Origin of the sequence: Nonlabens sp. MIC269 (genome assembly GCF_001430865.1) — a bacterium.
Lineage (GTDB): Bacteria > Bacteroidota > Bacteroidia > Flavobacteriales > Flavobacteriaceae > Nonlabens > Nonlabens tegetincola.
Genome location: NZ_CP011373.1, coordinates 1263071 through 1277486, shown reverse-complemented (window position 1 = coordinate 1277486; position 14416 = coordinate 1263071). Strand labels below are relative to the sequence as shown.

12 protein-coding genes are annotated in these 14416 nt (G+C 35.5%); 9 read left to right on the top strand and 3 right to left on the bottom strand.

Features of this window, described 5'->3' with window-relative positions:
- Positions 1-29: 29 nt before the first annotated feature.
- A complete protein-coding gene (locus AAT17_RS06040; RefSeq protein WP_042276187.1) occupies positions 30-1748 on the bottom strand; it encodes a T9SS type A sorting domain-containing protein in 1719 nt (572 codons plus the stop codon).
- A 232-nt stretch (positions 1749-1980) separates the two neighbouring features.
- On the opposite strand from AAT17_RS06040, the gene AAT17_RS06035 reads away from it, so the two are divergent.
- Positions 1981-2667, top strand: coding sequence for a response regulator transcription factor (locus tag AAT17_RS06035; RefSeq protein ID WP_042276185.1), 687 nt, complete (start codon positions 1981-1983; stop codon positions 2665-2667).
- Entirely contained in the window at positions 2657-3751 is a 1095-nt protein-coding gene (locus AAT17_RS06030; protein WP_060523282.1) for a cell wall metabolism sensor histidine kinase WalK, read from the top strand. The genes AAT17_RS06035 and AAT17_RS06030 overlap by 11 nt, the downstream gene beginning before the upstream one ends.
- Here AAT17_RS06030 and AAT17_RS06025 read toward each other — a convergent pair.
- Positions 3655-4764: a glycosyltransferase gene (locus AAT17_RS06025; RefSeq protein ID WP_042276180.1), complete on the bottom strand. Its 1110-nt coding sequence runs from the start codon at positions 4762-4764 to the stop codon at positions 3655-3657. The genes AAT17_RS06030 and AAT17_RS06025 overlap by 97 nt on opposite strands.
- A gap of 70 nt (positions 4765-4834) precedes the next feature.
- Between AAT17_RS06025 and trmB the strand changes: the two genes are divergently transcribed.
- From trmB to AAT17_RS06010, 3 genes are read left to right on the top strand one after another with little or no spacing between them, the layout of a single operon-like run.
- A complete protein-coding gene (trmB, locus tag AAT17_RS06020) occupies positions 4835-5503 on the top strand; it encodes a tRNA (guanosine(46)-N7)-methyltransferase TrmB (RefSeq protein ID WP_060523281.1) in 669 nt (222 codons plus the stop codon).
- Entirely contained in the window at positions 5503-6135 is a 633-nt protein-coding gene (locus AAT17_RS06015) for a LysE family transporter (RefSeq protein WP_060523280.1), read from the top strand. Before trmB ends, AAT17_RS06015 begins: the two co-directional genes overlap by 1 nt.
- Positions 6122-6460, top strand: coding sequence for an MGMT family protein (locus tag AAT17_RS06010; RefSeq protein WP_042276173.1), 339 nt, complete (start codon positions 6122-6124; stop codon positions 6458-6460). The genes AAT17_RS06015 and AAT17_RS06010 overlap by 14 nt, the downstream gene beginning before the upstream one ends.
- A gap of 28 nt (positions 6461-6488) precedes the next feature.
- Here the strand turns inward: AAT17_RS06010 and AAT17_RS06005 are convergent, their stop codons facing one another.
- Entirely contained in the window at positions 6489-7262 is a 774-nt protein-coding gene (locus AAT17_RS06005) for a hypothetical protein (protein ID WP_060523279.1), read from the bottom strand.
- Positions 7263-7504: 242 nt separating this feature from the next.
- Here AAT17_RS06005 and gdhA point away from each other — a divergent pair, with 242 nt between their 5' ends.
- The 4 genes from gdhA (at position 7505) to AAT17_RS05985 (ending at position 14414) form a co-directional block, all read left to right on the top strand.
- Positions 7505-8848, top strand: a complete 1344-nt coding sequence (gene gdhA, locus AAT17_RS06000; RefSeq protein WP_042276168.1) for an NADP-specific glutamate dehydrogenase — start codon at positions 7505-7507, stop codon at positions 8846-8848.
- 153 nt (positions 8849-9001) lie between these two features.
- Positions 9002-11287 (top strand): T9SS type A sorting domain-containing protein, encoded by a 2286-nt coding sequence (locus tag AAT17_RS05995; protein ID WP_060523278.1) that lies wholly within the window; start codon positions 9002-9004, stop codon positions 11285-11287.
- Between the two features lie 5 nt (positions 11288-11292).
- Complete coding sequence (gene recO, locus AAT17_RS05990; protein ID WP_060523277.1) at positions 11293-12015, top strand: DNA repair protein RecO; 723 nt, start codon at positions 11293-11295, stop codon at positions 12013-12015.
- Positions 12012-14414: a TonB-dependent receptor gene (locus AAT17_RS05985; protein ID WP_060523276.1), complete on the top strand. Its 2403-nt coding sequence runs from the start codon at positions 12012-12014 to the stop codon at positions 14412-14414. Before recO ends, AAT17_RS05985 begins: the two co-directional genes overlap by 4 nt.
- Positions 14415-14416 lie beyond the last annotated feature (2 nt).

Below are 14416 nucleotides of genomic sequence, written 5' to 3'. Positions count from 1 at the left end.
TGCTCTTTATTCTATAATGTGATCGTAGTTTACTTAACGATTAGTTTACGAGTTTGAGAAACTTCATCTTGAGAAATTCTTACGATATAAAGACCAGCATCAAGGCTAGAAATGTTTAATTCTCTTGTAACATTCTGTACATTGATGATCTGTTGTCCTAATGTGCTGTATACAGTCACGTTAACTGGTTGTCCGTTTGAAGTATTGATAAATAATTTATCAGTACTGTTAGGATTAGGATAAATGTTGAAATCTACTGAGTCAATCGTATCGTTAGAAAGGATAGTGATATCAGTAAGATCTCTAGCTTGAATGTGGTAACCATTACTTCTTTGAGTAATAAAACCAATAAGGCTTGTAGGTTGTGTAGGATATATTGATCCTATGTAATCTACATTGAAAAGAGCTCTATGAGAAAAACTGTCCATTCCAACAGAAATAGGTTGCTCATCACCGTTTGAAAATGCTAGAGTACCATCTGCATTGTCAAAAGTAACATTATCAATTTGTACAATTTCAGATTCGTAGTCTTCTGGGTTTGCGTTTAATTGAGCAAGAGTAACTATTTCTGGAGCAACTGTGTTTCCTGTGCTTGTTGGAGCGCCAGTGTCTACAGTTGGAGTGAATTGAAGTAGTCCATTGAATTCACTAAGAGTACCAGTAACTCCTGTGATTCCATCACCTCTTACTAAAGCAGTTGTAATAATTCCAGAATTATCATCAATTAAAACACCAGCAGTCGCGTCTTGTATCCATTTTTGGTTTCTGAAACCTTCAGTATGAGTAATTATTACTTCTCCGGCAACAGTAATAACATCAGAAGTAGGAAGGCTTATTGCTCTTAATGCAGCAAGGTCTTGAACTTGTTGAGCACCTGGGACTGTAAAGCTTACTGATTGAGAAACAGCAGGGTTTAAAGGAGCACCTACATTATCTACTAGTTGAATCGTTACCGTATAAGTAGCAGGACTTAAACTTGTAAATGAAATATCTGTAGTATCAAATTTATCTACAAAGCCGTTATTGTCTAATTCATATTGAACATAACCATCACCACCAGCTGATGCTACGTTAAAATTGGTTACCACAAATGAAACATCTACATTGCTAGTTACTGTACTTCCATTTGCAGGAGCAGTAATACTCAATGTTGGGTTAGTGTTTGCAGTAGTAGTATAAGACCCTGCATTAATGATAGATTCAAAAGTTGTTGTACCACACTGATTATCTAGAGTATTAGGGGCAGTAGTATTCCAGTTTGCTTGGTTAAAAGTAGCATCTGGACCAGTACCATCAACTCTTTTTGCATAAGAGTCTAAATATTCCCAAGTTTCTCCAGTACCATCAACCATAGTACCGTATGTGTCTACCACATTTGTACTTACAGTTTCAATAATACGAATAGCATCATCTCCGTTGTTGTTTGCCGCACTGGCGTTAGCATAATCAGTTGCGGGAATATTTGGAAATTCTAAATTTAAGGTAGCCTCGGTACCTGAGTACACATAGACAAATGAATCTGTTCTAGTTCCAAAAACGCTTAGGTCAAAAGGTGAACCGAAAGCACCACCATTTGCAGATTTTTCTAAAGTATACTGTGTGAAATCAACTGTTCCATCAGCATAGATCTCAATTAATTTAGGAGTACCACCTGAACAGGTACCGTCCATTATTGATGTAATAATAGGTTGTTGAGCAAAAGAAAAAGAAGCAGCAAATAAGGCTACTAAAAAGTAAATTTGTTTCATAATTGATATAAATTTTGTGCAAAGATACCACGATTAATTAAGGTATCTGTTTGATAATCTAGGATTTAATATTAAGATAACATTTGAAAGAAATTCTTTCCAAACTTCCTCATTTCAAGTCTGCTATAATAATTGTAATTTTCCACGTGGTTTAAATTAACCTAAACCTAACACAACCTTAAAACGCTTTTAAACCATTCGATATAATTTCGAACTTTACTTACAATTCAACATGAAAGACTTAAAAGAGAAGATTTTAATAGTAGATGATGAGCCAGATATCCTAGAGATTGTTGGTTATAATCTTAAGAATGAAGGATATCAGGTTTACACGGCAGAGAACGGCGATGAAGGTGTTAAAAAAGCCAAGAAAAAGAAGCCGGATCTTATCATACTAGACGTTATGATGCCTATTATGGATGGAATTGAAGCTTGTGAAAAAATGAGAAAAATCCCTGAATTGGATAATTCTATCATTACCTTTTTCACTGCTCGAGGCGAGGACTTCTCTATGATAGCTGGATTTGATGCAGGTGCTGATGATTATATTACAAAACCCGTTAAACCTAGATTACTCATAAGTAAGGTAAAGTCATTACTTAGAAGAAAAATAAAGGAAGTTGAGTCTGATGAAAATGTGGTAAAACTTGGTGATTTAGTAATCGATAAAGATCAATACAAAATCTTTTACAAGAAGGAAGAAATGATTCTACCTAGAAAGGAGTTTGAATTATTGTCTTTGCTTACAAGTAATCCGGGTAAAGTGTTTAAAAGAGAAGAAATTCTTGATGTCGTTTGGGGAAATGAGGTTGTAGTAGGAGGACGCACTATAGATGTTCACATTAGGAAATTAAGAGAAAAACTAGGAGAGAAGAGCTTTAAAACCGTAAAAGGAGTAGGCTATAAATATGTCAAATAACAATCCAATTTCTCAAAATAGAAAGAGTTATAGGTTTGCTTTTAGATCATCTTTATTTATAAGCAGTATTGCAGCTATTCTTATTCTCTTATACGAGATTCTCTTTCATCCGGAATTACCTCTTGTATTTTGTATTGTATTTCCATTTTTACTTTTTCTAATTTCTTTTTTGGTTGTTCAATACAGGGCACAACAATACATTTACAAGAGTATTCAAAAAATATATGATGAGATAAGTATTTTAGAATCCACTTCTCTTATCGAGCAACCAGTGACTACCGATATGAGGACCTTGAAAAATCAAGTTGAAAAATTTGCTCGTAAGAAAAAAATAGAAATCGAAACTTTAAAGGTGCGTGAGAATTATCGTAAAGAGTTTCTAGGTAATATCTCTCATGAGCTTAAAACTCCGTTATTTACTATTCAAGGCTATATTGACACTCTTTTGGATGGCGCTCATAAAGACAAGGTAATTAGGAAAAAATACCTGCAAAGAGCTCAAAAAGGAGTAGAGCGTCTTACTTATATTATTAATGACATGGATATGATCACTCGACTAGAGGTCGGTGATATGTCGTTGGATAAAAAAGAATTTGATATTGTTGTCTTGATAAAACAAGTCTTTGATCAGTTCGAAATGAAGGCAGGTAAAAAAAATATTACGCTTGCCCTAGATATGAATTACGATTCACCAATAATGGTAAGAGCCGATCAAGAACGTATTCAGCAAGTAATTGCTAATTTGATTGTAAATAGCATCAAGTATGGGAGAAACAATGGAACTACTGAGATTGCTATAGAAGATCTAGTAAATAACAAGGTGATTGTTAGAGTGACTGATAATGGAGAAGGTATTGACAAGGAGTTTGTTCCTAGGTTATTTGAGCGCTTTTTTAGGGTTGACCGAACGGGTTCTCGTAAAGAAGGAGGCTCTGGTTTAGGACTTGCTATTGTTAAACATATTATCGACGCTCATCGAGAAAGCATCTACGTTGACAGTGAATTAGGTATCGGGTCTGAGTTTTCATTTACTCTAGAAAAAGCTTCTTCCAGGCTAGAAGATATTGAGGTAGTTGAAGAATAACTCTCAACTAGTCCTTTATATTCATCTACCATTTTAAGCATATTGATGTCAAACTCATCCTGATTGCAATAAGGAGCAAATCCAGCTTTTTGTAAATGTTCTGCGAGGTATTCTTGCTCAAATTGACCTGGTGTTGGAATGAAAAAAGCCTTCTTTTTTAATTTTTGTAAATCCATTACGGTAGTATAACCACTACGAGATAAAATTAATTTACTTCTGTCAAAGGCCTTCTGTAATCCCTGTGTGTCTAGATAGTTGCAATAAGTAATGTGTCCACTTTTAATAATAGTCTGTTCTTTTTCTACCTTACCAGAAATAAAAAGAACCTTACCATTGAACTTTTCACACTCTTTTTTTAAACGACGTTCTAGAATTGATTTCTGTGGTTCTGGTCCAGATAGTAAGACCATTAAGTCATACGTGTGACTTTGAACGTTGTTTGGTACAAAACGAGATAGTGGACCCAAATAGATTTTCTTTAAATCACTATCCTCATTATAGCTTAATTTCCCACTTAAATTAGGATAAGATTTAACATCAGGAATCCAGCATTGATCAAACTTCTTAATATAGTGTAAGTGCAATTGTGTACTTAACCAAGTGGTTCCTCCAGATAAAACCTGCAATTGATGAGTGATGAATACAGTAGGAATTAGATTAGTATAAAGCCCTAATCTATTGTCTGAAATTATTCCGTCTAGTTTATACTTAATAATCAGGTGCTGCAATGCTTTATGTTCAGATCTTATGGCTTGCCATATTCTAGGAGAATCCTTGATCAACTTCAACTTTAAAGATCCTCGCTCGTTTTGATAGGATATCTCATAGGAAGGCAACTCGATAAACGTTAAAGTTGGAAATTCCTTTTTCAGCAGGTTAAGTGCGTCGCCATCACTTGCTATAATTGGTCTGTCCCCATTATCAATAATCGCATTGATAATAGGTATACATCTAGTGGCATGACCTAATCCCCAATTAAGTGGAGCAACAAGTATGTTTTTGTAATTTCGCACGAATCAAAGATACCTAACAGTTGGAATCTGATATCTTTGTAGGCATTAAGTAACCTTTAAATTATTGTATTTGGGAAGTAAAAATAAGCTTAAGAGATTTAAAGAAAATGAGACCTTTGACAATGTAATTCAGCCTACTAGGGGTGAAATGTTAAACAATTTTACTCTTAAAGGAAGGTGGAATGAACACTTCGGTAATGATAAACCCATAACTCTTGAATTAGGTTGTGGTAAAGGTGAATACACTCTTGCACTAGCAAGAAAATATCCAGATCGTAATTTTATAGGTATAGATATAAAAGGAGCTAGATTTTGGCGTGGTGCAAAGACTGCTCTGGAAGAAGGATTAGATAACGTAGCTTTTTTACGTACTCAAATTGAATTAGTAGATTCCGCTTTCGCGAAAGCGGAAATAGCAGAAATCTGGATTACATTTCCAGATCCTCAAATTAAATACAAACGCACTAAGCACCGCATGACAAATGCTGCTTTTCTAGCCAAGTACAAGCATGTTCTACAGGAAGACGGTGTGATGCACTTGAAAACGGATTCAGAGTTTATGCACGGCTACACCATAGGTTTGTTACATGGTCGTGGTGATGAAATTCTTTATGCTCATCATGATATTTACTCAAATACTGAGGCTCCTGAAGAAGTAGTATCTACACAAACCTTTTATGAAAAACAATACTTAGAAGTAGGAAAGCCTATTACTTATTTGAAATTTAAGATTAAGTAATGGATTCATTTTGGCACTTTGTTTTTGGTTTTTCAGTTGGATTTATAGGTGTTATTCCACCAGGATTATTAAATCTGACTGCAGCAAAAATTAGTGTTAATCAAGGTCGTAGAGCTGCGGTTTTATTTTGTGTAGGAGCTTCACTAGTTGTTGTGGCCCAGGTCTATGTAGGTGTGTTTTTTTCAAAGCTTCTTACGGATAATCAACAAGTGCTAATTGCTCTAGAACGGTTTGCTATTATTGCATTCTTTGCTTTATCTATTTTCTTTTTTATTAAAGCTAGATTAGATACAGCTACTGAAGTAAAGGCAGTTGAAAAATCTGGCTATAAGTTATTAGGTCATGGTATTATTCTTTCTACACTTAATGTATTTCCTATTCCTTTTTATATAGGGTTTAGTTCTTTTTTGGCTGATAGAGATTTATTCAAATTTGAATCACCGACTGCTCATTTTTTCATATTTGGAGCCTGTCTAGGGACTTTTTTAATGTTGTTGGCCTATGTGAAGTATGTCAAGAAGTTCGGGTTTGATAGTGTGAATTTTGCAAGAAATATCAATTATTTGTTAAGTGGATTGACATTCTTGATAGCACTGGTTTCACTTATTAAAATGAGAGATGACATCTTCTAAAGACGATTTTTTTAACAAGGTATACGATGTGGTAAGACAAATACCAGTAGGTAGGGTTACTAGTTATGGAGCTATTGCTAGATTTTTAGGAGCGCCTCGCAGTAGTAGAGTAGTTGGATATGCAATGAATAGCAGTCACACACAAGATGATGTGCCAGCGCAACGAGTTGTGAATCGTAACGGTGTTCTTACAGGTAAACACCATTTTCCTGGTACAAACCTTATGCAACAATTATTAGAAAATGAAGGGCTAGATATAATTGATGATCAAGTCCAAAACCTTGATGAGGTGTTTTGGGATCCTAATATTGAATTAGAGCGTTAATCGTTTTTAGATTACAGGTTATCTAAAATTATAGATACAAAATATATCCAACATTAAACCACCATATCCAATCATTGGCACGGTTGTTCTCGTTTGAAGGACTTAGACCGTCTACGTAGTTATCATTAACATAATAATGCCATTTAGAAGAGATTAATAAGTCACTTAATGGTCCAAGTTTATATCTCATTCCTATATCACCTACTAGCGCAATAGCGCTACCTTGCGATGTGTCTATACGATCTAAAAAAGTTGGATACGTTGTAATAGGATTGTTTAAGGGTCCTAGGGAGCTTGTAGCTTCTGGTCTATAACTTACATAATGTGCACCAAAACCTAAATATGGAGCCACCTTTGGGCTTCCAGATTGAAAATCTCTTATACTCCAAGGAAACCATTCTAAATGGGCTCCTATTTCAAACACTCTTGCTTTACCTTCCATTGAACGCAATTGTAAACCAGCTATTGATGGTCTGTCAGCAAGCTCACTTAAATGGTTAAGAGTGGTAACGTGATAACTAGCCTCACTTCTTATTTTAAAATGATCATTCCAGTATGTGTCGCGACTATAACAATTACAGTCTGCTCGATATGCAAAATTAAGGTAATGTACCAGTCCTACACCTATACCTACATTACCTGAGTTAGTGTCAAAATCATATCGTTCTCCATAATCACTTTGAAAAGCAACAGGTCCAGTTATAAAACCTAGTTCGTGAGAGAATCCCAATTGAGCATTTATACTTTGCAATGATGTTACAAATAGAAGAAGGACTAGAATTTTCTTAATACTTGGTGTCATGTAGGAAGACTTTGTAATGCGTCAAATATATAAAAATATATACCACTTTATGAGTTAATTAGGCTTTCACGGCGCAAATATCAATCAAACATAACCTATCCCATAGACGAACTACAATCCTTATTACTTTTTATTATGCTCGCATACCTAAAAATAACCTAAAAATGCATTCACGTAAATGGACTATCCTATATTTGCATCGTTAACGAAAACGTTTTCTTAAACGTATTTATATATCAATAATGGAAAAAAAAGTTCAAGAATTTGTTGACCTTATAGAGAGTAAAAATCCTAATGAGCCAGAATTCATTCAAGCTGTAACTGAAGTTGCAGAGGCTGTAATCCCATTCATCGAAAAAAATCCAAAGTACCAAGTAGATAATTTGCTTGAACGTATGGCGGAGCCAGAGCGTGTAACCATGTTTAGAGTGCCATGGACCGATGACCAAGGTAATGTACAGGTAAACCGTGGTTACCGTATTCAAATGAATAGTGCTATTGGACCATACAAAGGTGGATTAAGATTTCACCCATCGGTAAATCTTAGTATACTTAAGTTCCTTGCTTTTGAACAAGTATTTAAAAATAGCCTTACTACATTGCCTATGGGTGGTGGTAAAGGTGGTTCTGATTTTAACCCAAAAGGAAAGTCAGACCGTGAGGTAATGCGTTTTTGTCAAAGTTTTATGGTAGAACTACAACGCGTTATAGGAGCAGATACTGACGTGCCTGCTGGAGATATTGGAGTAGGAGCACGAGAAATCGGTTACCTATTTGGATACTATAAGAAATTACGTAACGAGTTTACTGGTGTACTTACTGGTAAAGGCTTGTCTTATGGTGGATCGCTTATGCGCCCAGAAGCTACAGGATACGGTAACGTATATTTTACTCAAAACATGCTAGCCACTCAAAATGATAAAATCGAAGGAAAAACTGTAGTGATTTCTGGTTCTGGAAATGTAGCACAGTTTGCTGCCGAGAAGATTCTAGAATTAGGTGGTAAGGTAGTAGCTATGTCAGATTCAGGTGGATATATTTACGATGAAGACGGTATAGATACAGAAAAGCTAGAATTCATTATGGACCTTAAAAATAACAAGAGAGGTCGTATAAAAGAATATACTGATAAGTACACAAATGCTACCTTCCATGAAGGAGATCGTCCATGGAGTGTTAAGTGTGATATCGCTTTACCATGTGCTACTCAAAACGAGTTAAACGGTGACGAGGCAAAAACTCTTGTTGAGAATGGATGTAAAGCAGTTGGTGAAGGAGCAAACATGCCTTGTACTCCAGAAGCTATTGAGGTATTTCTTGATAATAAAATCCTTTTTTCACCAGGAAAAGCAAGTAACGCCGGTGGTGTTGCAACTTCAGGACTAGAAATGTCTCAAAATTCAATGAGATACAACTGGACTAAAGAAGAGGTAGACAACAAGCTTAAAGACATCATGAACAGTATTCACGAACAATGTGTTGAATACGGTAAAGATGAAAACGGTTTTGTAGACTATGTAAAAGGAGCAAACATCGCAGGTTTTGTAAAAGTTGCTGATGCAATGCTAGCACAAGGCGTGGTTTAATAATATCGCTTTTAGTGATTACGCTTTCGCGAAAGCGTAATTCAAATCCTAAATTTTAAAACCCTTTACCAGCAATGGTTCAGGGTTTTTTTCTTATACCTATTTTTGTATAAATAAATACGCAAGGTTTAAAAATAGCGTTATCCTTTCTATATGAAATATTTCTTTTTTAGTTTACTGATTGTATTGTCTTTTAGGCTTCAGGCTCAAAACTTCGAAAATTCATGGGAAGGCTTTTTCTCATTTAATGAAATTATAGATCTAGAACGTACTGATGAAGTCATCTATGCAGCTGCTTCCAATTCAATTTTTACGTACAATATAGCTTCAGGAGAAATTTCTACTATCACTACTATCAATGGTTTGAGTGGTGAACGAATTAGTCAAATATTTTATAGCGAGGATAAGGATGTGCTAGTGATCGCATTTGAAAATGGATTGTTACAGATTGTAGAGTCTACTGGAGATATCACTACCGAGGTAGCTATAAGAGACAAAGCAATAATCTCTCAAGAAAATAAAAGAGTCAATGAGTTTCTTGAGCGAGGTGATTTGCTTTACATCGCGACAAACTTTGGTATTGCAATTTATAATCTTGAAGACCTTGAGTTTGATGACACATACTTTATAGGAGATAATGGAAGTCAAATACAAGTAAATTCTATAGCAATATCAAATAACACGCTTTTTGCAGCTACACAGGATGGAGGATTTAGAATTGCCGATATCACAAATCCTTTTCTAATTGATTTTGCAAATTGGACCCAGACAAACAGTGATGTTTGGGTTGAGGTTTTTCCGTTTGATAGTGAAATTTACGCCGTGACTGAAGGTAGATTCATATTTAGATATAACGGATCTTCATTAGTATCTACAGGAATTAGAGTACCTCAACCGGTTAAAGATGTTGATACTACTGATTCTACTATTTTATTTGTAGGGAATAATAGATCGTTTCTTTATGATACTAACTTGAATATAGTAAGTACTGTTGATCTGGTAAATGGAGAATCTTTTAATTATAATGCAGGTGTGATTGATACTTCTCAATTTTATTTAGGAACACAAAATAGCGGTATGTTGATTTTTGATCAATCAAATATTATAAGCGCACAACAGGTTCTTGCTGATGGACCATCAAGAAATTCTGCTTTCTCGATAAGTGCTGTTCCTAATGAATTATGGGTAGCTTATGGCGACTATGATATTTTTTATAATCCGTTTCCACTAGAATCCTTTGGAGTCTCTCACCTAGTGAATGAGTCTTGGATTAATCATGAATTTGACGATGTTTTAAACGCTCGTTCTATCGCAAGTATTACAATAAACCCGTCAAATACAAATCAAGTCTATTTAAATTCAATGATTGACGGCCTAATTGAATTTACAGATGATGTTGCGGTACAGCAATTTACTGAGAGTAATACATCAATGACTCAAATTGGAGGAAACCCAAATAACGGTACAAGAATTCCTAGCAGTGTATTTGATAATTCTGGTGATTTATGGGTTCTTAATTCTATTACCAATACTACTATTAATAGAAAATCTCCTACAGATAATTGGACTGCCGTTGATTTTTCGGTGCCTTATCCTGGAGAATTAGAATTAACCAGCGCTACAAAAATAGATGTTTCTAGCACAGGTAATTTGTTTTTTGGTACCACAGGAGCCGGATTATATGCTTATAATCCAACTGATGGAACCTTTGGGAATTTAAATGAGAATATTCAAGAAGGTAACTTGGTCAATAATTATGTAAGTGCTGTACGACTGGATCAAAATAATGCACTTTGGATAGGCTCAAATCTAGGTTTAAGAGTATTGTTTAATGCCAATAGTATTTTTGAAGATCAAGTGACAGATGCTAGACCAATAGTTATTGAGGATTCAAACAATATTCCTAGAGAGTTGTTAGATGGTGTGACCATTTTGGACATAGAAATTGATGGAAACAATAGAAAATGGATAGCTACCGCAGGATCAGGTGCTTTCCTGTTTTCGCCTAGTGGTAGGGAAACAATTTTTCAATTTACAAAGGAAAATTCTCCATTACCTAGTGATGTGATTAATGATATTGCAATAGATGGTGCTACAGGTAAAGTATATTTTGCAACGAACAACGGTATTGTAGCTTTTCAAGGTGATCGTTCTAGTGAACCTAGAGAAAATTTAGAAAATGTTTTCGTTTTCCCTAATCCGGTTAGGCCAGGATTCAATGGTAATGTCACTATTGATGGATTGACAGATCGTGCACGCGTAAAAATTACCGATGTAGAAGGTAATCTAGTATACGAGGAAGTTTCTCAAGGTGGAAGCATTACCTGGGATCAACGCAATTTTGGTGGAGTAAAAGTTGCTAGTGGCGTTTATTTACTTCTCATTTCAACCGATGATAATATAGAAACGACGGTTACTAAATTGATGATTATTAGATAACCAGTATGCTAGTAAACACTGCTGCACTCGTGCTTTCTACGATCAAATATGGTGAAAGTGATATCATAGCAAAATTATTCACTCGTGAATTAGGAGTTCAATCCTATATGATAAAAGGAGTGCGCAAATCGCGCAAAGGCAAGTTACGTATTTCTTTCTTTCAACCACTTACACAATTAGAGATTCAAACCAATCATAAAGGAAAGGGTAATTTAGAGTATATTAAAGAAGCTCGAGTAAGGGTACCGTATTCAAATATTCACACTGATATTGTCAAAGGCAGTATTGCTTTGTTTTTCAGCGAGGTGCTCAGTCAGTTATTGATAAATGATCAACCAGATGAATCCCTCTTTGATTATTTAAACTACGCTTTTGAATTTTTGGACGTGACCGATCATGTCGCAAATTTTTCTATCAAAGTTCTTCTGGATACAAGTGTTATAATGGGATTTGGTATTGATCAGGCTTCAAATGACCAACCCTACCTTAATTTGCTTACTGGTGTTTTTGATGATAATGGATTACAACCTAATCACACTACTCAAAGTGAAGCCAGTCTCATAAAACAATTTATGGGCATAAAATTTGATGAGCTAGGTACTATAAAAATGAATAGATCTAGTCGTAATTCCTTACTTAGTTTGGTGATCGACTATTTTCAAATACATTTGCAAGTCTTTAAAAAACCATCGTCCTTGGCGATATTAAAACAGCTGTTTGATTCTTGATTAGAATAATATTTTTACTAGTTTTTTTAAGTGCATTTAATGCTTTTTCTCAAACAGTTACTGTTGTTAATAGTGAGACCGGTGAACCTGCAGTAAACGTTGCCATCTATAATAAATCAAAGAAGTTAAGCACCTATACTAATATTGATGGTAAAGCTAGACTGGATAAATTTGATCTAGATGAAAATTTATATTTTCAAGCTATTTCTTACTTGACTATACGATTGACAAAAAATCAAATTATTGCAAATGGTAATTTAGTAGGACTTACACCTAGATCAGAGACGATAGATCCTATTGTTATTTCTGCTTCAAAATTTGAACAACGAGAGAGAGACATACCTCAAAAAATAATAGCTATTCCTGGTTTAAAAGTTCAAGAGTATCAACCACAAACCACAGCAGATTTTTTGGAGCAAACAGGACAAGTATTTGTGCAAAAATCTCAACAAGGTGGTGGTAGTCCTATGATACGAGGCTTTTCCACTAATAGATTATTAATTACTGTTGATGGAGTGCGCATGAACAATGCGATTTTTAGAGGAGGAAACCTTCAAAACATCATATCAATAGACCCATTAAGCATAGATCGCAGCGAGGTGATTCTAGGTCCAGGCAGCGTGGTGTATGGTAGTGATGCTATAGGTGGTGTAATGAATTTTTATACAGCACAACCCAAATTTGCTCAAGATTCTTCCATGGTAAGTGGTCGTGTAATGGGAAGATATTCATCGGCAAATAATGAAAATACCGTTCATGCTAGGTTTAATTATCACGGTGATCAATGGGCCACTGCTACTAGCATAAGCCTAAATTATTTTGATGATCTACGCATGGGAGAACACGGTCCCGACGATTATTTAAGATTACAATATCAAACTAGAGCAAATCAGCAGGATGTAGTAGTTGATAATCCAGACCCCAGAGTACAAATTTCAAGTGGTTATGATCAAATCAATTTACTACAAAAAGTAAGTTATGAGCCTAGTTTAAAATGGCGATTAGATGCCAGTCTTATTTACACAGCTACTAGTGACTATTCAAGGTATGATGCATTGACACGCTTTCGCGAAAGCGGAGAACCCAGAAATGCGGCATGGTATTATGGGCCACAAAAATGGTTACTCGCACATGGAGTTGCCACACACAGAGGTAATGGGAAATGGTATGATAAAATGGTTATCAGCCAGTCCTTTCAAAAAGCTGAAGAAAGTCGTAATACTAGATCGTTCCAAAGTAATTCGTTATTCCGAAATAAAGAACAAGTAAATATTTGGAGCACCAGTGTAGATGCCGAGCGACGAGATAGAGAAAATAATGTTCTTTTCTATGGTGTCGAGTTTATTCACAACCGCGTAAACTCTAAGGGTAGTGAAGTTAATATAGAAACTAATGAGGTCCAAGCTGCGGCCTCTAGATATCCTGATGGTGCTTCATGGCGCTCGCTTGCTGCTTATTTTAACTATCAATGGAGCATCAAAAAAAATCTAACATTGCAATCTGGATTGCGTTATAATCACATCTGGCTTAATGCAGATTTTGATCAAAGGTTTTTTGATTTTCCTTTTCAAAGCGCAACAGTTAACACAGGAGCACTTACCGGTGCAGCTGGATTAACATACTTACCTAATCCATCATGGGAACTACGAGCAAATTTTAGTACGGCATTTAGAGCTCCAAACGTAGATGATGTTGGAAAAATATTTGACCCAGATCCGGGAACTCTTATTGTACCAAATCCTGACGTAGAATCTGAATACTCCTATAATACCGAACTGGGTGTAAAAAGAAAGTGGAAAAACGTACAGTTCGAGATAGCAGGCTATCATACCTTCTTGAAAGACGCTTTGGTGCCTAGACCTTTCTATTTTAATGGTCAAGATCAAATTGAATATCAAGGCGAAACTAGAAATGTATTTGCTATCCAAAATGGGCAAGAAGCTAGGATTTGGGGAATCGAAGTTGCAGGTAAATGGAGTTTAGAGAATAACTGGTCCATTAAAGGAACTTATACTCATGTAAATGGTGAGCAAACAGAAGGGGATGGTAGTAAAGAGAACGTGAGGCATGTCGCACCAGATTTTGGAAGACTTGAAATTGAGAAAACTGGCTCTAGATGGAATGCAGCTGCTTGGTTGATGTTTAATGGAGAGTTAGGATTTAACGATCTAGATCCTACACAACGCAATAGACCTTATTTGTACGCTCTAGATGAAGATGGTAATCCTCATTCACCTAGATGGTACACGTTTAATGTGCGAGGTAATTACCAGTTAAAGGACGATATAACGGCAACAGTAATTATTGAAAATATAACCGATCAACGTTATCGAACTTACTCTAGTGGTATTGCTGCTGCAGGTCGCAATTTGATTGTTGCACTTAGATTTGACTTTTAAGG

Excerpts from the sequence above, each read along its gene's own strand:
- gdhA (WP_042276168.1), top strand. The coding sequence starts at position 7,505 with ATGGAAAAAAAAGTTCAAGAATTTGTTGACCTTATAGAGAGTAAAAAT.
- AAT17_RS06015 (WP_060523280.1), top strand. The coding sequence starts at position 5,503 with ATGGATTCATTTTGGCACTTTGTTTTTGGTTTTTCAGTTGGATTTATA.
- AAT17_RS06030 (WP_060523282.1), top strand. The coding sequence starts at position 2,657 with ATGTCAAATAACAATCCAATTTCTCAAAATAGAAAGAGTTATAGGTTT.
- AAT17_RS05995 (WP_060523278.1), top strand. The coding sequence starts at position 9,002 with ATGAAATATTTCTTTTTTAGTTTACTGATTGTATTGTCTTTTAGGCTT.
- AAT17_RS06035 (WP_042276185.1), top strand. The coding sequence starts at position 1,981 with ATGAAAGACTTAAAAGAGAAGATTTTAATAGTAGATGATGAGCCAGAT.
- AAT17_RS06010 (WP_042276173.1), top strand. The coding sequence starts at position 6,122 with ATGACATCTTCTAAAGACGATTTTTTTAACAAGGTATACGATGTGGTA.
- AAT17_RS06005 (WP_060523279.1), bottom strand. The coding sequence starts at position 7,262 with ATGACACCAAGTATTAAGAAAATTCTAGTCCTTCTTCTATTTGTAACA.
- recO (WP_060523277.1), top strand. The coding sequence starts at position 11,293 with ATGCTAGTAAACACTGCTGCACTCGTGCTTTCTACGATCAAATATGGT.
- AAT17_RS06040 (WP_042276187.1), bottom strand. The coding sequence starts at position 1,748 with ATGAAACAAATTTACTTTTTAGTAGCCTTATTTGCTGCTTCTTTTTCT.